We start from the raw sequence: 23,770 nt of genomic DNA on the forward strand, positions 1-23,770 counted from the left end.
ACCATAAATGGAATAAAAACAGGGGTATTGAGTGATTTTAAATAGATAAGGCAGTCTGATGCCCTGTTTGTTGCGAGATATTTAGGACTAATAAGGGGGAGATGTGTACCAAATGAGAAAATGCGGCATATAAGGCCGCATCTATAAATTCGTGGAGAATTAAAGCTCTTGTTCAAACAAGCGGAGGATGGCCTCGTGTAACTGTTCGACAGTGAAACCTCTGGCTGGCGTGGTAAAAATGGTATCGTCACCCGCAATACTGCCTAGAATACCTTCCGCTTTACCTAATGAGTCCAGTAGGCGCGCGATCAATTGGGCCGCACCTGGGCTGGTGTTAATCACCACCACTGAATCGTTATAATCGACATCCAATACCAGGTTCTTTAGTGGGCTGCTGGTTGTCGGAACGCCTAATTCAGCCGGTAAACAATAAACCATCTCCATTTTTGCATTACGCGTTCTGACCGCACCAAATTTGGTCAACATGCGCGAAACTTTGGACTGATTAATATTTTCAAAGCCTTCTTCCTGCAAGGCCAAAACGATTTCACCTTGAGAACTGAATTTCTCTTCTTTCAATAACGCTTTAAACGCCTTGATAAGATCTTCTTGTTTGGCGGGGTTACGCATTTTTTATGCCCTGAACAGTCAATAGTGAATAGGATTATTATGCATATAAATGAATTTTTATTCAACATGACTATGGAGTATTGGTGATAAAAGCCCTGATATCAAGGTGTGCTGAAATTTTAACACTACCCGCCTGTTACGATTATGCTAAATCAGCTTTTTTTAACATTAGTGCTGAGTAGCTAAAATGTTATTAAAATGATGTTGTTTTGATGTAAAGGAAGGGTGTAATGTAACCGCCGATTAACCTGTCATGAATACTGCGAGGAATTTTAGAATAATGTGCGCTATATCATTAATGAATAAGCGATTTACTCTAAAATAGACAAACCTTATGCGCCTTTTTGATGCGTGATATCTCAATCTGACTGTTAATAGATTGTGTTTAAAATCGCAATAAATTAAGGTTCGTAAATAGATGAATTCACGGCAAATTTAAATTAAATATAATAAGGAGTATAGGATGAAAGTTGCAGTTCTCGGTGCCGCTGGTGGTATCGGCCAGGCCCTCGCTCTTCTACTCAAGACCCAGCTTCCTTCAGGTTCAGACCTCTCATTATATGACATCGCGCCAGTGACTCCTGGTGTTGCGGTTGATCTGAGCCACATCCCAACTGCTGTTAATATTAAAGGTTTCAGCGGTGAAGATGCTACCCCGGCCCTGAAAGGGGCAGATATTGTTCTGATCTCTGCGGGTGTCGCACGTAAACCTGGCATGGATCGCTCAGATCTGTTCAATGTGAACGCGGGTATTGTTCGTAATCTGGTTGAGCAAATCGCGCGTACTTGCCCGAAAGCTTTAATTGGTATCATTACTAACCCAGTTAATACAACCGTTGCTATTGCGGCAGAAGTGCTGAAAAAAGCCGGTGTTTACGATAAAAACAAATTATTCGGTATTACTACTCTCGATACCATCCGTTCAAATACCTTTGTTGCAGAGCTGAAAGGTAAGCAACCTCAGGATATCGAAGTACCAGTTATTGGCGGCCATTCAGGTGTGACCATTCTTCCATTGCTTTCACAAATTCCAGGTATCAGCTTCACAGAACAAGAAGTTATTGATCTGACTAAGCGTATCCAGAATGCAGGCACTGAAGTTGTCGAAGCAAAAGCCGGTGGCGGGTCAGCGACTCTGTCTATGGGGCAAGCTGCTGCACGCTTTGGTCTTTCTTTGGTTCGTGCTTTGCAAGGCGAAAGCAATGTTGTGGAATGTTCTTACGTTGAAGGTGATGGCAAGTATGCCCGCTTCTTTGCTCAGCCAATTCTATTGGGTAAAGATGGCGTAGCGGAACGGAAAGATATCGGCAAACTGAGTGCTTTTGAACAACAAGCACTGGAAAATATGCTAGATGTTCTGCATAAAGATATTGAGTTAGGCGAGCAGTTCGTCAAATAAATCAGTGTAGTAGGGGCTATATAATAGCCCCTTGAATGACACCATCAACCGCCGATGCATTTTATTGGCGGTTTTTTTATTCTTCGGTTATAGGCTGTCTTATTCTCACTTTTCGGTCGAGAAGTGCACCGGTTTTTGAATCAAAATAGCGTGTTGGCCAAATTTCAGAAGGATGAATTTCCAGACATTCTGCAATCAACCATTCCCCCTTAGGCCAAGGCCGAGTTAGCGCATTAGCAAGTGTGGATGAGCTTAAACCTGCTTTTCGAGAGACTGCTGCCAGAGTGGTGTCTTTTTTACGTAGTGCCGCAATGATGTCGGCTGGGTGCCAATCAGATTTCCTTAAAATCATCTTTAATCCTTTTTTTTTCTAAGCCGCTGGCGTGTTAGTGATATAAATAACGGTACATTGTTAATCATACGGTGAACAGAAAGTAATTATTTAGAAGTATTCTAACATTTATTTTCTGAAAGATTTTAAATGTTTTCTAAATATTCCTTTTTTGTGTCGTAACGCATATTAGGAAGCAACACCATGAAAAAAGAGTGGTTTGCCGCTAAGGAATTGGCCGGTCTTGATGGGCTACCGTCATCACCACAAGGAGTTAACCTCATGGCTAAACGTGAGGGATGGGAACAGCGCCGCCGCCGTGGTGTTCAAGGCAAGGCTGTCGAGTACCATATTGAAAGTTTACCTCCCACTATACTGAATTCATTACAGTTAAGGGAGGATCCTGCTCAATATACGACAACACGACAGGACCCGCTGGTTCTCTGGGTTGAAGCGTATTATCATTTTACTGAGGCTGAACGTGAGCAAGTCATTACGTTTATTTTTCGTGAGGGCGCTAAAAGCTTGATAGAGCGGTTGGCGACAGATTAGTGCAGGGGTTGTTGCCAATGGATAACTCCGGCAATGATACCGGAGTTTCCATATGATTTCTTAAAACGAACGTTGTACGGCAATATGCGCCAAACCTTCTAAAGCCAGGCGATAATCGCTTTCAGGGAGAACCTGCAAAGCAGCAATGGCTTTGTCTGCCTCTTCTTCAGCACGCTGGCGGGTGTAATCGAGTGAGCCACACTGCTGCATTGCAACTAATACGGGTTCGAGTAAATGGCGGCCATTACCTTCTTCAATGGCTTGCCGAATCATTGCGGCTTGCTCTGGCGTTCCATTGTGCATTGCATGCAGTAAAGGGAGGGTTGGTTTGCCTTCGTTCAGGTCATCACCGGTATTTTTACCCAAAGTGGTGCCATCTGAACTGTAATCCAGCAGGTCATCGATAAGCTGAAAAGCTGTGCCAAGATAGCGGCCATAATTCTGTAAGGCGAGTTCCTGCTCTTCAGTCGCATCGGATAAGACCGCCGCCGACTGCGATGCTGCTTCGAACAAGCGGGCTGTCTTGCTGTAGATGACCTGCATATAGTTTTCTTCAGTGATGTCAGGATTATTGCAGTTCATTAACTGCAAAACTTCACCTTCCGCAATCACGTTGGTTGCGTCCGACATCAATGTAAGAACACGCAGCGATTCAAGGCTGGTCATCATCTGGAATGAGCGGGTATAGATATAGTCACCCACCAATACACTGGCAGCATTACCAAAGGCGGCATTGGCTGTCGCCTTACCACGGCGCATATCTGATTCATCGACGACATCATCATGCAGCAGAGTTGCTGTATGGATAAATTCAATCAATGCCGCGACCGTAATATGTTTAGTGCCTTGATAGCCAAGCGCTCGAGCCACCAAAACCGCGATCATGGGACGGATACGTTTCCCACCGCCACTGATTATGTAATGGCCCAATTGATTGATGAGAACAACATCAGAGTTCAATTGATCGAGAATGGTTGTGTTTACAGCCGCCATATCTGGCGCGGTTAAGTCGATAATCTTTTCTAGGTTCATTGTTATATTCAGCTGTTTTTCTCTTTAACTGCGACGAGATTACCGCCCACATTATTACATGACGTTCCCTGAGACTATGATTGTACTTGAAAAATCCATCAAATAAACGAGATGTAAGAAACTGTGCTTTTTTTCTTCTCTTGGGCTGATTATATACTTGTCATTCACTACATTTTTGCGTAGAATTCGCGCCCTATTGTGAATATTTATAGTGCGCTCTGGACTACAAAAGTGGAGTGTGCGGAAAGCGGAGTTTTATATGTACGCGGTTTTCCAAAGTGGTGGTAAACAACACCGAGTAAGCGAAGGTCAAACCATTCGCCTGGAAAAGCTGGACATCGCAACTGGTGAAGCTGTTGAGTTTGACCAAGTTCTGATGATTGCTAACGGTGAAGAAATCAATATCGGCGCTCCTTTAGTTGTCGGTGGCGTGGTTAAGGCTGAAGTCGTTGCTCACGGTCGTGGCGAGAAGATTAAGATTGTTAAATTCCGTCGTCGTAAGCATTACCGTAAGCAGCAAGGTCATCGTCAGTGGTTCACTGATGTTAAAATCACCGGTATCAGCGCTTAAGATTTAGGAGAGCGGATAAATGGCACATAAAAAGGCTGGTGGCTCGACTCGTAACGGTCGTGACTCCGAAAGTAAACGTCTTGGCGTAAAACGTTTTGGCGGCGAAGCAGTTTTGGCAGGTAGCATCATCGTTCGTCAGCGTGGCACTAAGTTCCATGCAGGCATCGACGTAGGTTGCGGCAAAGACCACACTCTGTTTGCTTTGAAAGACGGTAAAGTCAAGTTCGAAGTTAAAGGCCCGAAAAACCGTAAATTTATCAGCATCGAAGCTGAATAAGTTTTTCGCGTCCTGTAAATAGATGTAAGCCCTGCAATTTCGTTGCGGGGCTTTTTACATTTCTGGGTTAACCCCCCCTGGTAAAAAATGGATACGAAGCAGCAGGCTGGTTTAGGTATTTTTTTGGCACTAACCACTGCCGTATTCTGGGGTGCCTTGCCGATTGCAATGAAGCAAGTACTCGAGGTCATGGAGCCTTATACCATTGTTTGGTATCGCTTTATGATGGCGGCTATCGGCTTGGGGATTATTCTGGCTTCGCGTCGTCAGTTGCCTTCTCTTAAACTTTTTCGCCAACGTCGCTGGCTAGTATTACTGATAGTTGCGACTTGTGGCTTGCTGGGGAATTTCATCTTCTTCAGCTCATCATTACAATATCTCAGCCCGACCACATCTCAGGTTATCGGGCAACTCTCGCCGGTCGGGATGATGGTTGCCAGTGTGCTGATTTTAAAAGAGCGGATGCGCATCACCCAGGTTATCGGTGCGGTCATGCTGATTTGTGGGCTGCTGTTATTTTTTAATACTAGTCTGCATGAACTCTTTACTCGCATGACTGATTATACCCTTGGCGTGGCATTGGGGGTTTGTGCAGCGGTTGTCTGGGTCAGCTATGGTGTTGCCCAGAAGGTGCTATTAAGGCGTATGGCATCGCAACAAATCCTATTATTGTTGTACACTTTATGTGCAATCGCATTATTCCCATTAGCAAAGCCCGCCGTTATTTTTCAGCTAAATGGGTGGCAGTTTGCCTGTTTACTGTTCTGTGGGGTTAATACCCTGGTTGGTTATGGTGCTTTGGCTGAAGCCATGGCGCGCTGGCAGGCCGCGCAGGTAAGTGCACTCGTCACATTGACGCCGCTGTTTACCTTGTTCTTTTCAATCTTATTGGCGCTGGCCTGGCCAGATATGTTCGCCGCACCATCTCTCAACTTTGTGGGATACGCAGGCGCATTCGTGGTAGTGGCAGGTGCAATGTTTTCCGCAATTGGGCACCGTTGGTGGCCACGTCGGACAGAAATAAATCGGGTTGCTGCGCAGAAATAGCAGCTCGGTGAATGATTTACGGAGAAAGTAAATGAAGTTTGTAGATGAAGCTACAATTTTGGTTGTAGCCGGTGACGGTGGTAACGGTTGTGTCAGTTTCCGTCGCGAGAAATATATTCCTAATGGTGGTCCTGACGGTGGTGATGGTGGTGATGGCGGCGATATTTATCTGCTGGCTGATGAAAACCTCAACACACTGATTGATTACCGCTTTGTGAAGTCTTTCCGTGCTGAGCGCGGTGAGAATGGGCAGAGCCGTGACTGTACCGGTAAACGCGGTAAAGACATCACCATTAAAGTCCCTGTTGGTACTCGTGTACTGGATCAAGGTACCGGTGAGATTGTTGGCGATATGACTCGCCACGGTCAGCGCCTAATGGTGGCAAAAGGCGGTTTCCACGGATTGGGTAATACCCGTTTCAAATCCTCAGTAAACCGCGCTCCTCGTCAGAAAACTATGGGGACGGAAGGCGAAACTCGTGAGTTAATGCTGGAACTGCTGTTACTGGCTGATGTGGGTATGTTGGGTTTACCTAATGCCGGTAAATCAACCTTTATTCGCGCCGTTTCTGCTGCTAAACCAAAAGTTGCTGATTATCCATTTACCACGCTGATCCCAAGTCTGGGTGTGGTTCGTATGGATCACGAGCAGAGCTTTGTGGTGGCTGATATCCCTGGTCTGATTGAAGGTGCTTCTGACGGTGCTGGTTTAGGTATTCGTTTCCTCAAACATTTGGAACGTTGCCGCGTACTATTGCATTTAGTGGATTTGGCTCCGATCGATGAATCTGATCCGGTAGAAAACGCCAAAATCATTATTAATGAGCTGCAACAATACAGCGAAAACCTTGCACAGAAGCCACGCTGGCTTGTTTTCAACAAGATTGACCTGGTAGGGCCGGAAGAAGCTGAAGTACGCGCTAAGGCCATCGTAGAAGCTCTGGGATGGGAAGGTAAGTATTATATGATCTCAGCAGCGAATCGCGATAACGTGAACGCCTTATGCTGGGATGTAATGAATTTCCTGAACTCACAACCTAAAGCGATGGCTATTGCTGAAAGCGCGCCAGAAAAAGTTGAATTCATGTGGGACGATTATCATCGTGAACAACTGGCTGAAGTGGAAGCTGAAGCAGAATCAGAAGACGACGATGATTGGGATGAAGAAGACGATGACGGCGTAGAGTTCATCTACGAACGTTAAGTTTCCCAGTAGTTGCACGTCAGTGAAGTAGGATGTGAACAAGGGCTGCCATTCGTGGTGGCCCTTTTGTTTGCAAGAGGAGCGCTGGTATTAATAAACTCGTTTAGCTGTGTGTGGTCGCCGGTATCCAGCATTGTGCTTTTAGTCCTGAACGGTCAGCACGATTTTCCAGCGTTAGCCTGCCTTGGTGCAGTTGGGCAATTCGGATCACAATATTCAGCCCCAAGCCGCTGCCGCCGTAGCGTTGGTCCATGCGACGAAATGCCTGCGTCAGTTCACCTGCTTGTTCCTGCTTTATTCCTGGCCCTTCATCCATGACTTGCAACAGAGTCCCCTGTGCTTCAGAAGACAGTTTGACTGAAATTTGACTGCCGACCGGGCTGTAGCGATGGGCATTTTCAACCAGATTACGCAGCATTAAACGCAGCAATGTGGCATCGCCCTGAGTTTGAGCATCAGAGGGGTGTTCCCAACGTAGGCTTTGCTGACGCTGAGCACACATTTCTTCCAGCTCTTCTTTCAGTGGCTGTACCACGTTCTCTATCCAATCCAATGTCTGATAAAGGCCACTGGCAAAATTCTGACCTGCCCGCGATAGCATCAATAGTTGTTCAATGGTATGCATCAATAAATCAATTCGGCTGATAAGTGACTTACTTTCAGTAATACCTTGCTGTTCCATTAATTCAAGATGCAGCCGGATACCGGCAAGGGGGGTACGTAGTTCGTGTGCCGCATCGGCGGTAAACAGGCGCTCTTGCGCAATGGTATTGGAGAGTCGGGATAGCAATTGATTAAGGGTAGAAGTCACAGAGACAATTTCTTGCATGTCACTATTGACGACGACAGGGGTCAGGTTATCTGCGGAGCGCTCAGCCAATTTCTGCTGTAATTGATCGAGCGGTCGAATTATCCAACTGATGGCCCAGAAAGAAAGCAGCAGGGTAATCGTCATCATAATGAGTGACGGAGCCAGCAGTGAGGCTATGGCCTCAGCTATTTCGGTATCAACCCGCTCATTACGCACTTTGGCACTTAGCGTTTCATCGACCAAAAAGCTGATTTGTTCTTGGCTTTCATGCCACAACCAAAATGCACTGATTAACTGGGTAATCAGCAATATTAACGCTAACATTAAAATGAGACGACGCCGCATACTGACCATCATGGTGCTTCCAGCCGATAGCCAATACCCCGCACTGTTCGGATGCGATCTTTGCCTAATTTACGTCGCAGATTGTGGATATGTACTTCCAACGTATTGGAGCCAAGATCGTCATTCCAGGTATACAGATCTTGTTGCAACAGCTCACGATTGACGGTTTGACCCGCTCGCATGATTAAACGCGACAAAATCGCAAATTCTTTCGGTGTGACTTCCAGCGCCTGACCCTGCAAACACACTTGCTGTGTTGATAGGTTGAGGCTCAGGTCATCTTGCTGTATCAGATTGTCACTTTGCCCTTGATAGCGGCGGATAAGTGCTCGTACACGGGCCAATAATTCTGCCAGAGCGAAAGGTTTTATCAGATAATCGTCAGCACCGGCATCCAGCCCATCAACTCTATCCTCAAGGGCATCACGAGCAGTGAGGATCAGCACTGGTAGTGTGATGTGCTGGCGTCGCCATTGACGCAGCAATACTGTGCCATCTTGATCCGGTAAGCCGAGATCGAGAATAACCATACTGTACTGACTGGAGAGTAACAAACTATGCGCTTGTGCCGCGGTGCCAGCACAGTCGCAGGCATAGCCCCCGCTGGTCAGCGCCATAGCGATCCCTCGTTGCAGTAGTTCATCATCTTCGACAATCAGTAGTTTCATCGTTTTTAATTGTTCTGATAAATATCTTTATACAGTCGGCTTTCGAAACGCACCAATGGCGCACGGCGATTTTTTTGATCTTCAGGTGGCACAGCGTAGCCTGACAAGAATTGCACAAAAGCCATGCGTTGCCCACTGGCGGTAGTAATAAATCCGGCCAAATTGTAAACGCCTTGTAATGCGCCTGTTTTAGCTGAAACTTTGCCGTCAACACCCGCTTCGTGCAACCCACCACGATAGCGTAATGTGCCGTCGTAGCCTGATAATGGCAGCATTGAGATAAAGTTAAGTTCTTGATCATGCTGAGCTATATACTGTAAGGCCTGCATCATGGTTGCCGGTGATATCAGGTTATGGCGTGATAAGCCCGACCCATCCACCACAATACTGTTCCCCAGATCCACACCTGCTTTTTGTCGCAACACCTGGCGTACCGCATCAGCACCGGCGCGCCACGTTCCCGGCACGCCAAAACGCTGATGGCCAATGGTTCTAAATACGGTGTCAGCAATCATGTTGTCAGATTTTTTCAACATGATTTTCAGCAAGTCATGTAACGGCGCTGATTGAGCTTGAGCTAACACGGTTCCAGCGGCATTGGGTGTCGTCTGGCGGCGTAAACTGCCATCAATTTGGATGTCAGCTTTTTTCAATTCATCTTTCAAAATAGCACCGGCATAGCTGGCCCCATTTTGTACTGCAAAGGCCAAGGGCAGCGGTTCACTACGCTGTGTCAGGCAGCCGGTCAGGGTGAATCGGTTTAATTCACCAGGCACCACATCTAATTCGCAATATTGCGCATCAGGCGAGCCTTTGGCTAAGGTGCGAACTTCACTAAACATCTGCACTGGGTAATAAGATGCGACTCGGATAAATGCCATGTCACCTGGATTCGGTGCGCTATAAAGAGAGACAGAAAAACAGTTACGATCGACAATCGCGGCCGCAGGCGGCGCACTAAAGCACTGTGTCATGTCGTTCCACGGCCAACCTGGAGCTTTGTCATGGCTGGCAAACACCGACGTATCAATAATCAAATCACCGGCGATTTGTTTCACGCCCGATTTTCTTAATGTCGCCACCATATTACGCAATTGCTGGCGTGTTAAAGTGGGGTCGCCATCAAAACGTGCTATCAAATTGCCACGTAAAATCCCATCACTAATCGTGCCGTGGCTTTCCAATGTGGTATTGAAGCGAAAATCTGGCCCAAGCTGCAATAATGCCGCCAGCGCAGTCAGGACTTTTTGCGTACTGGCAGGCAATGCCATCTGCTGAGCGTGATAGTCTATTGCTGGGGTAGTAGCCCCGATTTTTTGTACGACTAACGCAAGATTTGCCCCATCAGGCAGATATTGTGTGTAATTCTCGACCTGAGCCGCATTGGCATTAGATATGCTGATATTGATCGCAATAGCACAGGCCAATCCACTGACAATTCGTGAAAAATGCATAATTTCGGTATAACTGCTGAATAACGTGTTGCCATACTACGGTGCAACGAGGGCGAAAGTAAACGATGACCCTAAAGGAACTCTACGTTAAAATGCATATCAAAATGCAAAATTGATCCTGACTTGGGGTTTTGGCTCCGGGGTGATTTTTTTTGTTTATCGCCTGGAGGCGGGTAGGGTGTCTGTCTAACCGCATTTTCATTCGAAAACGTTAGGATGACGGTTTTTTGAACAGGATAGATTTAGAGGTATTTAAAAGATGAAACAGATTCCGATGACGGTAAATGGCGCAGAGAAACTGCGCGAAGAGCTGGATTATTTAAAAGGCGTTCGTCGCCCTAAAATTATTGCTGATATCGCCACTGCCCGTGAACATGGCGATTTAAAAGAAAATGCAGAATATCATGCAGCCCGTGAGCAGCAAGGGTTCTGTGAAGGTCGTATTCAAGAAATAGAAGCGAAGCTTTCTAATGCGCAGGTGATTGATATCACTAAAATGCCAAATAATGGCCGCGTTATTTTTGGTGCCACTGTACGTGTATTAAATGTGGTTTCTGAAGAAGAGCAGCAATACCGGATTGTGGGTGATGACGAGGCTGATTTTAAACAAAATCTTATTTCAGTTAACTCACCTATTGCTCGTGGCCTGATTGGTAAAGAAGTCGATGACGTGGTTGTTATTCGTACTCCAGGTGGCGAAGTAGAATATGAAATTCTTACCGTAGATTATGTGTAATACTTGTTCATCTGAATAGTAACTACACATTGTTTATAAAAAATGAAGTTGTAAAGAAAAGTAAAAGGCCGCTTGCGGCCTTTTATCAGAACAAAGTGCATGGCACCTTTTCTCTAAAACAAGCGTCATTAACGCGGTAAAATAATCTTGCGCTCTTTTGCCGGGCGATAGAGCACTAAAATATTACCGATGATTTGGACGTTAACGGCACCGGTCTCACGCACGATGGCATCAGCAATTAGAGCTTTGGTTTCACGCTCTTCTGCAGTGATCTTCACCTTGATAAGTTCATGATGTTCCAGCGTTTGTTCGATTTCAGCCAGCACCCCTTCGGTTAACCCGTTGTTGCCCAGCATCACTACTGGCTTTAACGGATGGGCCAGGCTTTTCAGGTGTTGTTTTTGTTTGTTATTCAGATTCATCGTCTTTTTTGCTTAAGTTGGGATTGAAAACGGTTCATTCTACCGCCATCTCATGTGTATCACCAAATCGGTCTACGCCGAGGGGGAGTTTACGCGAGCTAAGCAAGAGATGCGCGGGCTCTTAAATAAGATAGTTGGAAAAAGAGATGTCTAATAAAAAGCGTTCGGCTAGCTCCAGTCGCTGGTTACAAGAACACTTTAGCGATAAATATGTCATTCAGGCACAGAAAAAGGGGCTACGCTCCCGCGCCTGGTTTAAACTTGATGAAATACAACAGAGCGATAAGCTTTTTAAACCGGGTATGACTGTGGTCGATTTAGGCGCAGCACCTGGTGGTTGGTCCCAATATGTTGTAACCCAGATCGGTGGTAAAGGGCGGGTCATCGCATGTGATCTTCTACCAATGGATCCTATCGTTGGTGTCGATTTCCTTCAGGGCGATTTTCGTGATGAACTGGTTCTGAAAGCTTTACTTGAACGTGTTGGGGATAAAAAGGTTCAGGTGGTCATGTGTGATATGGCCCCGAATATGAGTGGTACTCCGGCAGTCGATATTCCTAAATCAATGTATCTGGTTGAATTAGCTTTAGATATGTGTCGTGATGTACTTGCACCAGGCGGAAGTTTTCTGGTGAAGGTGTTCCAGGGAGATGGCTTTGATGAATACCTACGGGAAATTCGCTCCCTGTTTACGAAAGTTAAGATTCGTAAGCCAGACGCTTCTCGTGCGCGATCGCGTGAAGTGTACATTGTAGCGACAGGGCGGAAACTGTAGTACCCTAACGCTGTTTGTTAACACAGTTGTAATATGAGGTTAATCCCTTGAGTGACATGGCGAAAAACCTAATTCTCTGGTTAGTTATTGCAGTCGTACTGATGTCTGTATTCCAGAGCTTTGGACCCAGCGAATCGAATGGCCGTAGAGTGGATTACTCTACTTTCATGTCCGACGTAACCCAAGATCAGGTTCGTGAAGCACGTATCAATGGACGTGAAATTAACGTTAGTAAGAAAGATAACAGCAAATATACGACTTTCATTCCGGTCAACGATCCAAAGCTGTTAGATACCTTATTGACTAAAAATGTGAAAGTTGTTGGTGAGCCACCGGAAGAGCCGAGCTTGCTGGCCTCTATCTTTATTTCTTGGTTCCCAATGCTGTTGCTGATTGGGGTCTGGATCTTCTTTATGCGTCAAATGCAGGGCGGCGGCGGCAAAGGGGCAATGTCCTTTGGCAAGAGCAAAGCCCGAATGCTGACAGAAGATCAGATAAAAACTTCTTTTGCTGATGTGGCGGGTTGCGACGAAGCAAAAGAGGAAGTCAGTGAATTGGTTGAATACTTACGTGAGCCAAGCCGTTTCCAGAAACTGGGCGGTAAAATTCCGAAAGGCGTATTGATGGTCGGCCCTCCGGGGACAGGTAAAACCTTGCTGGCGAAAGCCATTGCAGGCGAAGCTAAAGTACCATTCTTCACCATTTCGGGTTCTGACTTCGTAGAAATGTTCGTTGGTGTGGGTGCATCCCGTGTCCGTGACATGTTTGAACAGGCTAAAAAAGCCGCGCCTTGTATCATCTTTATTGATGAAATTGATGCGGTAGGCCGTCAGCGTGGTGCAGGTTTGGGTGGCGGTCATGACGAACGTGAACAGACACTGAACCAAATGCTGGTTGAGATGGATGGCTTTGAAGGTAATGAAGGCATCATCGTCATCGCGGCAACTAACCGTCCAGACGTTCTTGACCCAGCGTTACTGCGTCCGGGCCGTTTTGACCGTCAGGTTGTGGTTGGTTTACCGGATGTACGTGGACGTGAGCAGATTCTTAAAGTTCACATGCGCCGCGTACCACTGGATATTGACATCGATGCTTCTGTTATCGCTCGTGGTACACCAGGTTTCTCTGGTGCTGACCTGGCGAACCTGGTCAACGAAGCCGCACTGTTTGCCGCTCGCGGTAACAAGCGCGTCGTTTCCATGGTTGAGTTCGAGAAAGCGAAAGATAAAATTATGATGGGTGCGGAACGTCGCTCCATGGTAATGACAGAAGCGCAGAAAGAATCAACGGCATATCATGAAGCAGGGCATGCGATCATTGGTCGCTTGGTGCCTGAACATGACCCAGTACATAAAGTGACCATTATTCCTCGTGGTCGTGCATTGGGTGTGACATTCTTCCTGCCGGAAGGTGATGCAATCAGCGCCAGCCGTCAGAAACTGGAAAGCCAGATCTCGACTTTGTATGGTGGTCGTCTTGCTGAAGAGATCATTTATGGCCCGGAAAAAGTGTCTACCGGTGCTTCGAATGATATCAAAGTGGCAACGTCTATTGCGCGTAACATGGTGACTCAGTGGGGCTTCTCCGAGAAACTGGGGCCGTTGCTGTATGCTGAAGAAGAAGGCGAAGTATTCCTGGGCCGTTCAGTGGCGAAAGCCAAGCATATGTCCGATGAAACCGCGCGTATTATCGATCAGGAAGTTAAATTACTTATTGAGCGTAACTACCAGCGTGCGCGTAAATTGCTGTTAGAAAACATGGATGTTCTTCATTCCATGAAAGATGCGCTGATGAAGTATGAAACTATTGATGCACCGCAGATTGATGACTTGATGAATCGCAAAGAAGTTCGCCCGCCAGCGGGTTGGGATGATGCGAACAAGACTAAATCGACGGACAACGATAGTACGCCAAAGGCACCAACGCCTGTTGATGAGCCGCATACACCAACGCCAGGCAATACCATGTCAGAACAGTTAGGCGATAAATAAGTCTACTGTTGGCATCTAAAAGCGTAGTGATTAATATAAACCTCGGGCTTGCTCGGGGTTTTTCTTTTTTTTAAGGCGCAATAATATGTATTTAACGGCCAGAGATCGGGTTTTGGATCTCACTCGCCCACAAGTTATGGGTATTTTGAATGTTACACCTGACTCATTTTCAGATGGTGGGCATCACAATAATCTTGATAAAGCACTACAACATGCCGAACTGATGTTGTCCGCAGGTGCTACGCTGATTGATATTGGTGGTGAATCCACCCATCCGGGGGCGGCACACGTCAGTGAACAAGAAGAGCTTGATCGGGTCGTGCCGGTAGTAGAAGCGCTGGCGCAGCGTTTTGATGCCTGGTTATCTGTCGATACATCCAAAGCGGCGGTCATCACCGAGTCGGCGGGTGCTGGCGCTCATCTAATCAATGATATTCGTTCATTGCAGGAACCCGGAGCGCTTGAAGCTGCGGCTAAAACCGGGTTGCCGGTGTGCCTGATGCATATGCAAGGGCAACCACAAAACATGCAGCAGTCTCCTTATTACGATGACTTAATGGCCGATGTTAATCAGTTTTTTAAGCATCATATTGATCGTTGTGTTGCGGTCGGCATCGCAAAAAGTAAATTGTTACTCGACCCAGGCTTCGGTTTCGGTAAAAATCTAGCGCATAATTATCAGCTACTGGCTCGTCTGGCCGAACTTCACCATTTTGAGTTGCCATTATTGGTAGGGATGTCACGGAAATCAATGGTCGGTCAGCTACTGAATGTCCCGCTACAACAAAGGGTTATCGGTAGTGTGGCTTGTGCTGTGATTGCCGCCATGCAAGGTGCACAAATTGTCAGGGTGCACGATGTCAAAGAAACTGTCGAGGCGATGCGAGTCGTCGAGGCAACACTTTCAGCGAAGGGATGAATAAAAATTATGAGCGACCGTAAATACTTTGGTACAGATGGCATTCGCGGCAAAGTGGGTGACAGTCCGATTACGCCAGATTTTGTATTAAAGCTCGGCTGGGCCGCCGGAAAGGTTCTGGCTCGACATGGTTCTCGTAAAATTATTATTGGTAAAGATACGCGCATTTCTGGCTACATGCTGGAGTCCGCACTTGAAGCTGGCTTGGCTGCTGCTGGGCTATCTGCCTCATTTACCGGCCCTATGCCGACGCCTGCGGTTGCTTACCTGACGCGAACTTTCCGTGCAGAAGCCGGTATCGTTATTTCTGCCTCTCATAATCCTTTCTATGATAATGGCATCAAGTTCTTCTCAATTGATGGCACTAAATTGCCTGATGATGTGGAGGAAGCCATTGAAGCCGAGATGGAAAAACCACTCACTTGCGTAGAGTCTGCGGAACTGGGTAAAGCTAACCGCATTGTGGATGCTGCGGGCCGCTACATTGAATTTTGTAAAGGGACATTCCCGAGCGAGCTCAGTTTGAATGAGCTGAAAATTGTGGTCGATTGCGCCAATGGGGCAACTTATCACATTGCGCCAAGTGTATTACGTGAGCTAGGGGCAACCGTGATTACCATTGGCTGTGAGCCAGATGGTATGAACATTAACGAAAAATGCGGTGCTACAGATGTTCGTTTGCTGCAAGAGCGTGTGCTTGCAGAGAAGGCAGATGTTGGTCTGGCCTTTGATGGTGATGGTGACCGGCTGATGATGGTCGATCATTTGGGTAACAAGGTTGATGGTGACCAAATCCTCTACATTATTGCCCGTGAAGGTTTGCGCCAGGGTCAACTGAAAGGCGGTGCTGTCGGCACTTTGATGAGTAATATGGGGCTGCAATTAGCCTTGAAAGAGCTGGGCATCCCATTTGTTCGCGCCAAAGTAGGTGACCGCTACGTGTTGGAAGCTATGCAGGAAAAAGGCTGGCGTATTGGAGCTGAGAACTCCGGTCATGTGATCCTGTTGGATAAAACCACCACCGGTGACGGTATCGTCGCTGGCCTGCAAGTGCTGACAGCAATGGTGCGTAACCATATGATCTTACATGATTTGTGCAGCGGTATGAAATTGCTACCACAAATCCTGGTGAATGTGCGTTTCTCCGGCGATCATAATCCACTGAAATCAGAGAACGTCGAAGAAGTTACCCGCCAGGTTGAAAAAGAACTGGGTGATCGTGGTCGTGTCCTGTTACGTAAATCAGGTACTGAGCCATTAATCCGAGTGATGGTTGAGGGCGACGACGCAGAATCAGTGATTGCAGAAATGGCCAATCGGATTGCTGATGCAGTGAAAGCCGCAGGTTAATGACTTTTTTGATGAGGGAGAGGTTGCTCTCCCCTGGAAATTGCACTGAAGTTGAATAACTTGGCGTTTTTTTCTGCAAATGAACCCATGTAATGAAATTGCCCTTGCGTGTATTAGACGCTTTGGTTAGTATTCACACCCGCTTAAGTGGGTGAATAAGTCCCCGCTTGATGGGTGAGAAGCATTTGGCATGCGGTGAACCCGCAAGGATACAGGTACAACTATGTACGAAGCTCTTCTGGTTATTTTCTTGCTGATTTCGATTGGGCTAGTTGCTCTGATCATGTTACAGCAAGGCAAAGGCGCGGATATGGGAGCCTCATTCGGAGCAGGTGCTTCTGCAACTCTGTTCGGTTCGAATGGTTCCGGTAACTTTATGACCCGTATGACGGCTGTATTGGCGGCGCTGTTTTTCGTCATTAGCTTGATTTTGGGTAATATGAGCACCAACCAGGGCAATAAAGGCAGCGAGTGGGAAAATCTGGGTCAGCCAGCAAAAGCTGAGCAGACTACAGCACCAGTAGCGCCGACTAAGCCGAGTAGTGATATCCCGCAGTAATGTTTCAAAAGTAGTGAGTAGTAAGAACGAAAAAGAAAGTTTTAAAGTGGTTGTGAAAACTTAAACAGTAAAAACAACCATTTGAATCAGTGCCGGGGTGGTGGAATTGGTAGACACGCTACCTTGAGGTGGTAGTGCCCGATTGGGCTTACGGGTTCAAGTCCCGTCCTCGGTACCAAATCAGACAGATAACTTGCTTTTTTGTCGTTATCAACGTAATATTTGCCACGTTTTCGGACGCGGGGTGGAGCAGCCTGGTAGCTCGTCGGGCTCATAACCCGAAGGTCGTCGGTTCAAATCCGGCCCCCGCAACCACTTTCCTAAAGTGTTTTTTTTCAAATGTTGTATTCGGTAGACCTCAGATACTTTCGATTTCAATTTGAAAAAAATACTTGTCAGAAAGTTGTACCGAAGCCGCTTTGCGGCAAACAGGGTCCAGTTGCATAAAGCCCCGAATTTCGGGGTTTTTTGTTATTTGACAGCAGAATCACTGGGCTATTAGGCCCTTTTTTTATGTCTTGGGGGTGGGCTTGTCCACATTAGAACAAAAGTTAACAGAGATAATTTCAGCACCGGTTGAGGCCTTAGGCTATGAATTAGTCGGCATTGAGTTCATCCGGGGGCGCCAATCGACGCTACGAATCTATATTGATAGTGACGACGGAATCACTGTTGATGCTTGTGCTGATGTCAGCCACCAGGTCAGCGCTGTCTTGGATGTAGAAGATCCCATTACGGTCGCTTACAACTTAGAAGTTTCCTCTCCGGGCCTTGAACGCCCAATGTTCACTGCTGAGCACTATACTCGTTACCTTGGTGAAGAGGTCACTCTGGTTTTGCGTATGGCAATGCAGAACCGCCGTAAATGGCAGGGCATTATCAAAGCCGTTGATGGTGAAATGATCACGGTTACTGTGGATGGAAAAGATGAAGTGTTCGCGCTGAGCAACATCCAGAAAGCGAACCTGGTACCCCACTTTTAAAGTTTGGATGAGGCAACTAGGATGAACAAAGAGATTCTGGCTGTTGTAGAAGCAGTTTCCAATGAGAAATCCCTTCCGCGCGAGAAGATTTTTGAGGCGTTGGAAACCGCTCTAGCGACAGCGACCAAGAAAAAATACGAACAAGAAATTGAAGTTCGCGTCAGCATTGACCGTAAAACCGGTGATTTCGACACCTTCCGTCGTTGGGTTGCCGTTGACGAAGTCACGATGCCAACCCGCGAAATTACGTTAGAAGCGGCTCAATACGAAGATCCTTCGCTCCAGTTGGGCGATTATGTAGAAGATCAGATTGAATCTGTCACTTTTGACCGCATTACAACCCAAACAGCCAAGCAAGTTATCGTACAAAAAGTACGTGAAGCTGAGCGTGCTATGGTTGTTGAACAATTCCGCCAGTATTTAGGTGAGATTGTGACCGGTACGGTTAAGAAAGTTAACCGCGACAGTATTGCACTGGATCTGGGTAATAATGCCGAAGCGGTTATTAACCGTGAAGACATGTTACCGCGTGAAAACTTCCGTCCAGGCGACCGTATCCGTGGTGTTTTGTACGATGTCCGTCCAGAAGCACGCGGTGCTCAGCTGTTTGTCAGCCGTTCACGTCCTGAAATGCTGATCGAGTTGTTCCGCATTGAAGTGCCAGAAATCGGCGAAGAATTGATCGAAATTAAAGCTGCGGCCCGTGATCCTGGCTCGCGTGCTAAAATTGCGGTCAAAACCAACGACAAACGTATCGATCCAGTCGGTGCCTGTGTTGGTATGCGTGGTGCCCGTGTTCAAGCTGTATCCAGCGAACTTGGCGGCGAGCGCATTGATATTGTATTGTGGGATGATAATCCAGCCCAGTTTGTTATTAATGCCATGGCGCCAGCTGATGTTGCGTCAATTGTGGTTGATGAAGACAAACACACGATGGATGTTGCCGTTGAAGCCAGTAACCTGGCGCAGGCAATTGGCCGTAATGGTCAGAACGTACGTTTAGCCGCACAGCTGAGTGGCTGGGAACTGAACGTAATGACGGCGGACGATCTTCAGGCGAAGCATCAGGCCGAGGCTCATGCCGCTATTGATACCTTCACCAAATATCTTGATATCGATGAGGACTTTGCCACCGTTTTGGTAGAGGAAGGTTTCTCTTCTCTGGAAGAGTTGGCTTACGTGCCAATGAAAGAGCTTCTGGAAATCGATGGTCTTGACGAAGATACGGTTGAAGCGCTGCGTGACCGCGCCAAAGCTGCATTGACCACGCTGGCCCTGGCACAAGAAGAAAGTCTTGGCGACCAAAAACCCGCTGATGACCTGCTGAACCTGGCCGGTCTGGAACGTAGCATGGCATTTAAATTGGCTGCGCGCGGTGTGTGTACGCTGGAAGATCTTGCCGAGCAGGGTATCGACGATCTGGCAGATATTGAAGGGCTTAGCGATGAGCAAGCCGGCGAGCTGATTATGGCCGCACGTAATATCTGTTGGTTTGGCGATAACGCGTAATAAACTGTAGCAGGAAGGAACAGCATGACAGATGTAACCGTAAAATCGCTGGCAGATGAAATTCAGACTCCAGTTGATCGCCTGGTACAGCAATTTGCTGATGCAGGGATCAAGAAGTCTGAAGTAGACTCAGTTACCCAGCAAGAAAAAGAAACATTGCTGGCACACTTAAACCGTGAACACGGTAGTGCGCCTAATAAACTCACGCTGCAACGCAAAACGCGTAGCACCTTGAATATTCCGAGCACCGGCGGAAAAAGTAAATCGGTGCAAATCGAGGTCCGCAAGAAACGCACTTATGTAAATACGCCGGAAGCTGAACAAGCGAAAGCGGAAGAGCAGGCACAGCGTGAAGCGGAAGAGCAGGCACAACGTGAAGCGGAAGCAGCAGCGCAGAAAATCGCTGAAGAAAAAGCTAAACGTGCGGCCGAAGAACAAGCCAAACGTGAGGCCGCTGAAAAAGCTAAGCGCCAAGCAGCGGAAAAAGAAAAAGTGACGAATCAACAAACCGACGAAAAAACCAAGCCAGCTCAGACTGATAAAGCACGCCGTGAAGCTGAAGCTGCCGAGCTAAAACGCTCAGTAGAAGAAGAAACACGCCGTAAGGTCGAGGAAGACGCTAAACGCGTTGCTGAGGAAGCCCGTAAAATGGCAGCCGAAAACGAAGGTAAATGGCCAGAACCTGTGGCTGAGCAGACTGAATCTGCCGATTACCATGTAACTACCTCACAACATGCGCGCGCCGCGGAAGATGAAAACGACGCCAAAGTTGAAGGTGATCGCCGCAGCCGCACCCGTGGTGGTAAAGCGACTAAACAGAAGAAAGGCAATAAACTCTCTGAGTCTAAAGCTGATCGCGAAGAGGCACGTGCTGTTGGCCGTAAAGGTAAACGTAAACCAAGCACATTGCAGCAGAGCTTCAACAAACCTGTCGTTGCCGTTAACCGTGATGTAGTGATCGGTGAAACTGTGACTGTTGCTGAACTGGCCAACAAAATGGCAGTTAAAGGCTCTCAGGTCATCAAAGCGATGATGAAACTGGGTGCAATGGCAACGATCAACCAGGTTATCGATCAGGAAACAGCACAGCTGGTTGCTGAAGAGATGGGCCATAAAGTTATCCTGCGTCGTGAAAACGAGCTGGAAGAAGCGCTGATGAGCGACCGTGATACTGGCGCTGAAGCCGCAGCCGAGCACCGCGCTCCGGTTGTGACCATCATGGGCCACGTTGACCACGGTAAAACTTCTCTGCTGGATTACATCCGCTCCACGAAAGTGGCGTCAGGTGAAGCCGGTGGTATTACTCAGCACATCGGTGCTTATCACGTTGAAACTGAAAACGGCATGATCACCTTCCTGGATACTCCAGGACACGCCGCATTTACTTCAATGCGTGCCCGTGGTGCTCAAGCGACTGATATCGTGGTGCTGGTTGTTGCAGCCGACGATGGCGTGATGCCGCAGACTATCGAAGCTATTCAGCATGCCAAAGCGGCGAACGTGCCGGTTGTGGTTGCAGTGAACAAAATCGATAAACCAGCTGCAGATCCAAATCGTGTTAAAACCGAATTGATTCAACACGGTATTATATCCGAAGATTTTGGCGGCGATGTTCCATTCATCGAGGTATCTGCGAAAGTGGGTACCGGTATCGATGATTTGCTGCAAGCAATTCTGCTGCAAGCTGAAGTCATGGAACTGAAAGCGGTTCGTACTGGCATGGCAAGCGGTGTTGTTATCGAATCCTTCTTGGATAAAGGCCGTGGCCCTGTAGCTACCGTGCTGGTTCAACAAGGTACGTTGAACAAAGGTGATATCGTACTGTGTGGCTTTGAGTATGGCCGTGTGCGTGCGATGCGTGATGAGTTAGGCCGTGATATCACGTCTGCTGGTCCGTCGATCCCAGTTGAGATCCTGGGCCTGTCCAGTGTTCCTGCAGCCGGTGACGAAGTTACTGTTGTTCGTGACGAGAAAAAAGCCCGCGAAGTTGCACTGTATCGTCAGGGCAAATTCCGTGAAGTTAAGCTGGCTCGTCAGCAGAAATCTAAGCTGGAAAACATGTTTGCTAACATGACCGAAGGTGAAGTTTCTGAACTGAACATCGTAATCAAATCTGACGTACAGGGTTCTTGTGAAGCTATCTGTGATTCACTGGAAAAACTGTCTACCGATGAAGTGAAAGTACGCATTGTTGGCTCAGGCGTTGGTGGTATCACTGAAACTGATGCAACATTGGCAGCTGCTTCTGGCGCAATCATCCTTGGCTTCAACGTCCGTGCTGATGCTTCAGCGCGTCGTGTGGTTGAAACCGAAGGCCTGGATCTGCGTTACTACTCAGTTATTTATAGCCTGATTGACGAAGTTAAGCAGGCAATGAGTGGTATGTTGGCACCTGAGTACAAACAGCAGATTATCGGTTTGGCTGAAGTTCGTGACGTATTTAAATCACCGAAATTTGGCGCGATTGCTGGTTGTATGGTGACTGAAGGTGTGATTAAGCGTAATAATCCAATCCGTGTTCTGCGCGACAACGTGGTTATCTATGAAGGCGAGCTGGAATCTCTGCGCCGCTTCAAAGATGACGTTAACGAAGTCCGTAATGGTATGGAATGTGGTATCGGCGTTAAGAACTACAATGACGTCCGTACTGGCGATGTGATCGAAGTCTTCGAAATTATCGAAATTAAACGTACCATCGCTTAACCACCTCTGATTTGCTTATATCCATTTGGGGGGCCTTGGCCCCCCAAATTGTCTGGAGAATCCCAAATGGCAAAAGAATTCAGCCGTTCTCAGCGTGTTTCACAGGAAATGCAGAAAGAGATCGCACTCATCTTACAGCGCGAAATCAAAGACCCTCGTGTTGGCATGGCAACTGTGTCAGGCATCGAGCTGTCTCGTGATTTGGCTTACGCTAAAGTTTTTGTGACCTTCCTGAATGTGTTAACTGACAATGCTGATCCGGATACAGTAAAGAATGGCATTAAAGCGCTGCAAGATGCTTCCGGTTATATCCGCACTCTGCTGGGTAAAGCGATGCGTTTGCGTATCGTGCCAGAACTGACCTTCGCTTATGATAACTCTCTAATTGAAGGGATGCGGATGTCTAACTTGGTGACTAATGTCATCAAAAATGATGTAGAACGTCAGGTTAATCCAGGAAGCGACGAGGAGAAGTAATGGGGCGTCCACGTCGTCGCGGCCGTGACATTAACGGCGTTCTGTTATTGGATAAGCCGCTGGGCCTCTCCTCTAATGATGTTTTGCAGAAAGTAAAACGTCTCTTTAGCGCAAATCGCGCAGGCCATACCGGTGCACTCGATCCATTGGCGACCGGCATGTTACCTATCTGTTTGGGTGAAGCGACCAAGTTTTCCCAATTTTTGCTCGATTCAGATAAGCGCTATCGAGTGGTTGCCCGTTTAGGTCAACGCACGGATACCTCAGATGCCGAAGGCGCATTAATCAGCGAGCGTGAAGTTAATGTCACGCAGGCACAGATGGATGCCGCGTTGGACAGTTTCCGTGGTAGCAGCCAGCAGGTGCCATCCATGTATTCTGCGCTGAAGCATCAAGGCAAACCGCTGTATGAATATGCCCGCCAAGGGATTGAAGTTGAGCGTGAAGCGCGCAGTATTACTGTGTACGAACTGCTGTTTATCCGCTGGGAAGGTAATGACCTGGAACTGGAAATCCACTGTTCCAAAGGCACCTATATTCGTACCATTATTGATGATTTAGGTGAATTACTGGGTTGCGGCGCACATGTGAGTTATCTGCGTCGGTTGCAAGTTGCGACTTATCCAAGTGACCGCATGGTGACATTGGAACAGTTGACTGCAATCGTTGAAACAGCGCAAGCAGAAGAGCGCTCGCCAAATGCTGAACTGGATGCGTTGCTATTACCGATGGATAGTGCGGTATTAAACTTCCCAGAAGTCAATCTGTTACCTGCTGTTGCGGCCTATGTGAAACAAGGGCAACCAGTACATGTAGCGGGAGCTCCTGGTGAAGGAATGGTCCGTATCACTGAAGGTGAAGAGCGTAATTTCATTGGTATTGGCACGATTGCTGAAGATGGCCGCGTTGCTCCGAAACGCTTGGTTGTAGAACATGTGGATGGTGCAAACCCTGTTGTAGCAGGTGTAGCGGCAGGAAACACACCGTAGGCCAGAAGGCCTTCCTTGCGATCCCGCAGTTCAAA

General features: G+C 47.4%; 24 protein-coding genes and 2 tRNA genes. 19 read left to right on the top strand and 7 right to left on the bottom strand.

Annotated features, from left to right (window positions below; genetic code table 11):
- Window positions 1-159: 159 nt before the first annotated feature.
- Window positions 160-630: a transcriptional regulator ArgR gene (gene argR / locus FGL26_RS18150; protein ID WP_004389210.1), complete on the bottom strand. Its 471-nt coding sequence runs from the start codon at window positions 628-630 to the stop codon at window positions 160-162.
- 463 nt (window positions 631-1,093) lie between these two features.
- Between argR and mdh the strand changes: the two genes are divergently transcribed.
- Window positions 1,094-2,029, top strand: coding sequence for a malate dehydrogenase (mdh, locus tag FGL26_RS18155; protein ID WP_005156310.1), 936 nt, complete (start codon window positions 1,094-1,096; stop codon window positions 2,027-2,029).
- Window positions 2,030-2,105: 76 nt separating this feature from the next.
- On the opposite strand, the gene FGL26_RS18160 is transcribed toward mdh, so the two are convergent.
- A complete protein-coding gene (locus tag FGL26_RS18160) occupies window positions 2,106-2,381 on the bottom strand; it encodes a helix-turn-helix domain-containing protein (protein WP_005175413.1) in 276 nt (91 codons plus the stop codon).
- A 183-nt stretch (window positions 2,382-2,564) separates the two neighbouring features.
- Between FGL26_RS18160 and FGL26_RS18165 the strand changes: the two genes are divergently transcribed.
- The gene (locus FGL26_RS18165; RefSeq protein WP_005175411.1) at window positions 2,565-2,912 is read left to right on the top strand and encodes a DNA-binding protein; all 348 of its coding nucleotides are present in this window, start codon (window positions 2,565-2,567) and stop codon (window positions 2,910-2,912) included.
- A 60-nt stretch (window positions 2,913-2,972) separates the two neighbouring features.
- Here FGL26_RS18165 and ispB read toward each other — a convergent pair whose 3' ends face one another.
- Complete coding sequence (ispB, locus tag FGL26_RS18170) at window positions 2,973-3,944, bottom strand: octaprenyl diphosphate synthase (protein WP_005175409.1); 972 nt, start codon at window positions 3,942-3,944, stop codon at window positions 2,973-2,975.
- 259 nt (window positions 3,945-4,203) lie between these two features.
- Here ispB and rplU point away from each other — a divergent pair, with 259 nt between their 5' ends.
- The 4 genes from rplU to cgtA all read left to right on the top strand — a co-directional run bounded on the left by rplU (window position 4,204) and on the right by cgtA (window position 7,043).
- Window positions 4,204-4,515 (top strand): 50S ribosomal protein L21, encoded by a 312-nt coding sequence (gene rplU, locus FGL26_RS18175; protein WP_004699896.1) that lies wholly within the window; start codon window positions 4,204-4,206, stop codon window positions 4,513-4,515.
- A 19-nt stretch (window positions 4,516-4,534) separates the two neighbouring features.
- Window positions 4,535-4,792 (top strand): 50S ribosomal protein L27, encoded by a 258-nt coding sequence (gene rpmA, locus FGL26_RS18180; protein WP_004699897.1) that lies wholly within the window; start codon window positions 4,535-4,537, stop codon window positions 4,790-4,792.
- A gap of 87 nt (window positions 4,793-4,879) precedes the next feature.
- On the top strand, window positions 4,880-5,839 hold the full coding sequence (locus FGL26_RS18185) for a DMT family transporter (protein WP_005175407.1): 960 nt from the start codon (window positions 4,880-4,882) through the stop codon (window positions 5,837-5,839).
- 31 nt (window positions 5,840-5,870) lie between these two features.
- Window positions 5,871-7,043, top strand: coding sequence for an Obg family GTPase CgtA (gene cgtA / locus FGL26_RS18190; RefSeq protein WP_005156290.1), 1,173 nt, complete (start codon window positions 5,871-5,873; stop codon window positions 7,041-7,043).
- Between the two features lie 103 nt (window positions 7,044-7,146).
- Here the strand turns inward: cgtA and pmrB are convergent, their stop codons facing one another.
- From pmrB to dacB, 3 genes are read right to left on the bottom strand one after another with little or no spacing between them, the layout of a single operon-like run.
- Window positions 7,147-8,208, bottom strand: a complete 1,062-nt coding sequence (pmrB, locus tag FGL26_RS18195; RefSeq protein ID WP_005175405.1) for a two-component system sensor histidine kinase PmrB — start codon at window positions 8,206-8,208, stop codon at window positions 7,147-7,149.
- Entirely contained in the window at window positions 8,208-8,867 is a 660-nt protein-coding gene (gene pmrA / locus FGL26_RS18200; RefSeq protein ID WP_005175404.1) for a two-component system response regulator PmrA, read from the bottom strand. Before pmrA ends, pmrB begins: the two co-directional genes overlap by 1 nt.
- Window positions 8,868-8,872: 5 nt before the next feature.
- Window positions 8,873-10,321: a serine-type D-Ala-D-Ala carboxypeptidase gene (gene dacB / locus FGL26_RS18205; RefSeq protein ID WP_005175403.1), complete on the bottom strand. Its 1,449-nt coding sequence runs from the start codon at window positions 10,319-10,321 to the stop codon at window positions 8,873-8,875.
- A gap of 259 nt (window positions 10,322-10,580) precedes the next feature.
- On the opposite strand from dacB, the gene greA reads away from it, so the two are divergent.
- Window positions 10,581-11,057, top strand: coding sequence for a transcription elongation factor GreA (greA, locus tag FGL26_RS18210; protein ID WP_005156286.1), 477 nt, complete (start codon window positions 10,581-10,583; stop codon window positions 11,055-11,057).
- Between the two features lie 128 nt (window positions 11,058-11,185).
- Here greA and yhbY read toward each other — a convergent pair whose 3' ends face one another.
- Window positions 11,186-11,479: a ribosome assembly RNA-binding protein YhbY gene (gene yhbY, locus FGL26_RS18215; protein ID WP_004389225.1), complete on the bottom strand. Its 294-nt coding sequence runs from the start codon at window positions 11,477-11,479 to the stop codon at window positions 11,186-11,188.
- Window positions 11,480-11,625: 146 nt separating this feature from the next.
- Here yhbY and rlmE point away from each other — a divergent pair, with 146 nt between their 5' ends.
- From rlmE to truB, 12 genes are all read left to right on the top strand, one after another.
- A complete protein-coding gene (gene rlmE / locus FGL26_RS18220) occupies window positions 11,626-12,255 on the top strand; it encodes a 23S rRNA (uridine(2552)-2'-O)-methyltransferase RlmE (RefSeq protein WP_005175402.1) in 630 nt (209 codons plus the stop codon).
- Between the two features lie 56 nt (window positions 12,256-12,311).
- Window positions 12,312-14,246 (top strand): ATP-dependent zinc metalloprotease FtsH, encoded by a 1,935-nt coding sequence (gene ftsH, locus FGL26_RS18225; protein ID WP_005156284.1) that lies wholly within the window; start codon window positions 12,312-12,314, stop codon window positions 14,244-14,246.
- Window positions 14,247-14,331: 85 nt separating this feature from the next.
- A complete protein-coding gene (gene folP, locus FGL26_RS18230; RefSeq protein ID WP_138060261.1) occupies window positions 14,332-15,165 on the top strand; it encodes a dihydropteroate synthase in 834 nt (277 codons plus the stop codon).
- Between the two features lie 9 nt (window positions 15,166-15,174).
- Window positions 15,175-16,515: a phosphoglucosamine mutase gene (glmM, locus tag FGL26_RS18235; RefSeq protein ID WP_032912925.1), complete on the top strand. Its 1,341-nt coding sequence runs from the start codon at window positions 15,175-15,177 to the stop codon at window positions 16,513-16,515.
- A gap of 223 nt (window positions 16,516-16,738) precedes the next feature.
- Complete coding sequence (gene secG, locus FGL26_RS18240) at window positions 16,739-17,074, top strand: preprotein translocase subunit SecG (RefSeq protein WP_004389230.1); 336 nt, start codon at window positions 16,739-16,741, stop codon at window positions 17,072-17,074.
- Window positions 17,075-17,165: 91 nt separating this feature from the next.
- A tRNA-Leu gene (locus FGL26_RS18245) sits at window positions 17,166-17,252 on the top strand.
- Window positions 17,253-17,312: 60 nt separating this feature from the next.
- Window positions 17,313-17,389: transfer RNA gene (locus tag FGL26_RS18250), tRNA-Met, on the top strand.
- A 215-nt stretch (window positions 17,390-17,604) separates the two neighbouring features.
- A complete protein-coding gene (gene rimP, locus FGL26_RS18255) occupies window positions 17,605-18,057 on the top strand; it encodes a ribosome maturation factor RimP (protein WP_005156279.1) in 453 nt (150 codons plus the stop codon).
- Window positions 18,058-18,078: 21 nt separating this feature from the next.
- On the top strand, window positions 18,079-19,566 hold the full coding sequence (nusA, locus tag FGL26_RS18260; protein ID WP_005156278.1) for a transcription termination factor NusA: 1,488 nt from the start codon (window positions 18,079-18,081) through the stop codon (window positions 19,564-19,566).
- A gap of 24 nt (window positions 19,567-19,590) precedes the next feature.
- On the top strand, window positions 19,591-22,269 hold the full coding sequence (infB, locus tag FGL26_RS18265; protein ID WP_005175395.1) for a translation initiation factor IF-2: 2,679 nt from the start codon (window positions 19,591-19,593) through the stop codon (window positions 22,267-22,269).
- Window positions 22,270-22,335: 66 nt separating this feature from the next.
- Complete coding sequence (gene rbfA, locus FGL26_RS18270) at window positions 22,336-22,746, top strand: 30S ribosome-binding factor RbfA (RefSeq protein WP_005175393.1); 411 nt, start codon at window positions 22,336-22,338, stop codon at window positions 22,744-22,746.
- On the top strand, window positions 22,746-23,735 hold the full coding sequence (gene truB / locus FGL26_RS18275) for a tRNA pseudouridine(55) synthase TruB (RefSeq protein ID WP_005175391.1): 990 nt from the start codon (window positions 22,746-22,748) through the stop codon (window positions 23,733-23,735). The genes rbfA and truB overlap by 1 nt, the downstream gene beginning before the upstream one ends.
- The last annotated feature ends 35 nt before the right edge of the window (window positions 23,736-23,770 follow it).

It is taken from the genome of Yersinia enterocolitica subsp. enterocolitica (assembly GCF_901472495.1).
Classification (GTDB): Bacteria; Pseudomonadota; Gammaproteobacteria; order Enterobacterales; family Enterobacteriaceae; genus Yersinia; species Yersinia enterocolitica.

Excerpts from the sequence above, each read along its gene's own strand:
- ispB (WP_005175409.1), bottom strand. The coding sequence starts at position 3,944 with ATGAACCTAGAAAAGATTATCGACTTAACCGCGCCAGATATGGCGGCT.
- folP (WP_138060261.1), top strand. The coding sequence starts at position 14,332 with ATGTATTTAACGGCCAGAGATCGGGTTTTGGATCTCACTCGCCCACAA.
- rplU (WP_004699896.1), top strand. The coding sequence starts at position 4,204 with ATGTACGCGGTTTTCCAAAGTGGTGGTAAACAACACCGAGTAAGCGAA.
- infB (WP_005175395.1), top strand. The coding sequence starts at position 19,591 with ATGACAGATGTAACCGTAAAATCGCTGGCAGATGAAATTCAGACTCCA.
- FGL26_RS18160 (WP_005175413.1), bottom strand. The coding sequence starts at position 2,381 with ATGATTTTAAGGAAATCTGATTGGCACCCAGCCGACATCATTGCGGCA.
- truB (WP_005175391.1), top strand. The coding sequence starts at position 22,746 with ATGGGGCGTCCACGTCGTCGCGGCCGTGACATTAACGGCGTTCTGTTA.
- rbfA (WP_005175393.1), top strand. The coding sequence starts at position 22,336 with ATGGCAAAAGAATTCAGCCGTTCTCAGCGTGTTTCACAGGAAATGCAG.
- pmrA (WP_005175404.1), bottom strand. The coding sequence starts at position 8,867 with ATGAAACTACTGATTGTCGAAGATGATGAACTACTGCAACGAGGGATC.
- yhbY (WP_004389225.1), bottom strand. The coding sequence starts at position 11,479 with ATGAATCTGAATAACAAACAAAAACAACACCTGAAAAGCCTGGCCCAT.
- glmM (WP_032912925.1), top strand. The coding sequence starts at position 15,175 with ATGAGCGACCGTAAATACTTTGGTACAGATGGCATTCGCGGCAAAGTG.
- greA (WP_005156286.1), top strand. The coding sequence starts at position 10,581 with ATGAAACAGATTCCGATGACGGTAAATGGCGCAGAGAAACTGCGCGAA.
- rlmE (WP_005175402.1), top strand. The coding sequence starts at position 11,626 with ATGTCTAATAAAAAGCGTTCGGCTAGCTCCAGTCGCTGGTTACAAGAA.
- dacB (WP_005175403.1), bottom strand. The coding sequence starts at position 10,321 with ATGCATTTTTCACGAATTGTCAGTGGATTGGCCTGTGCTATTGCGATC.
- mdh (WP_005156310.1), top strand. The coding sequence starts at position 1,094 with ATGAAAGTTGCAGTTCTCGGTGCCGCTGGTGGTATCGGCCAGGCCCTC.
- secG (WP_004389230.1), top strand. The coding sequence starts at position 16,739 with ATGTACGAAGCTCTTCTGGTTATTTTCTTGCTGATTTCGATTGGGCTA.
- ftsH (WP_005156284.1), top strand. The coding sequence starts at position 12,312 with ATGGCGAAAAACCTAATTCTCTGGTTAGTTATTGCAGTCGTACTGATG.
- FGL26_RS18165 (WP_005175411.1), top strand. The coding sequence starts at position 2,565 with ATGAAAAAAGAGTGGTTTGCCGCTAAGGAATTGGCCGGTCTTGATGGG.
- pmrB (WP_005175405.1), bottom strand. The coding sequence starts at position 8,208 with ATGGTCAGTATGCGGCGTCGTCTCATTTTAATGTTAGCGTTAATATTG.
- FGL26_RS18185 (WP_005175407.1), top strand. The coding sequence starts at position 4,880 with ATGGATACGAAGCAGCAGGCTGGTTTAGGTATTTTTTTGGCACTAACC.
- cgtA (WP_005156290.1), top strand. The coding sequence starts at position 5,871 with ATGAAGTTTGTAGATGAAGCTACAATTTTGGTTGTAGCCGGTGACGGT.
- nusA (WP_005156278.1), top strand. The coding sequence starts at position 18,079 with ATGAACAAAGAGATTCTGGCTGTTGTAGAAGCAGTTTCCAATGAGAAA.
- rpmA (WP_004699897.1), top strand. The coding sequence starts at position 4,535 with ATGGCACATAAAAAGGCTGGTGGCTCGACTCGTAACGGTCGTGACTCC.
- argR (WP_004389210.1), bottom strand. The coding sequence starts at position 630 with ATGCGTAACCCCGCCAAACAAGAAGATCTTATCAAGGCGTTTAAAGCG.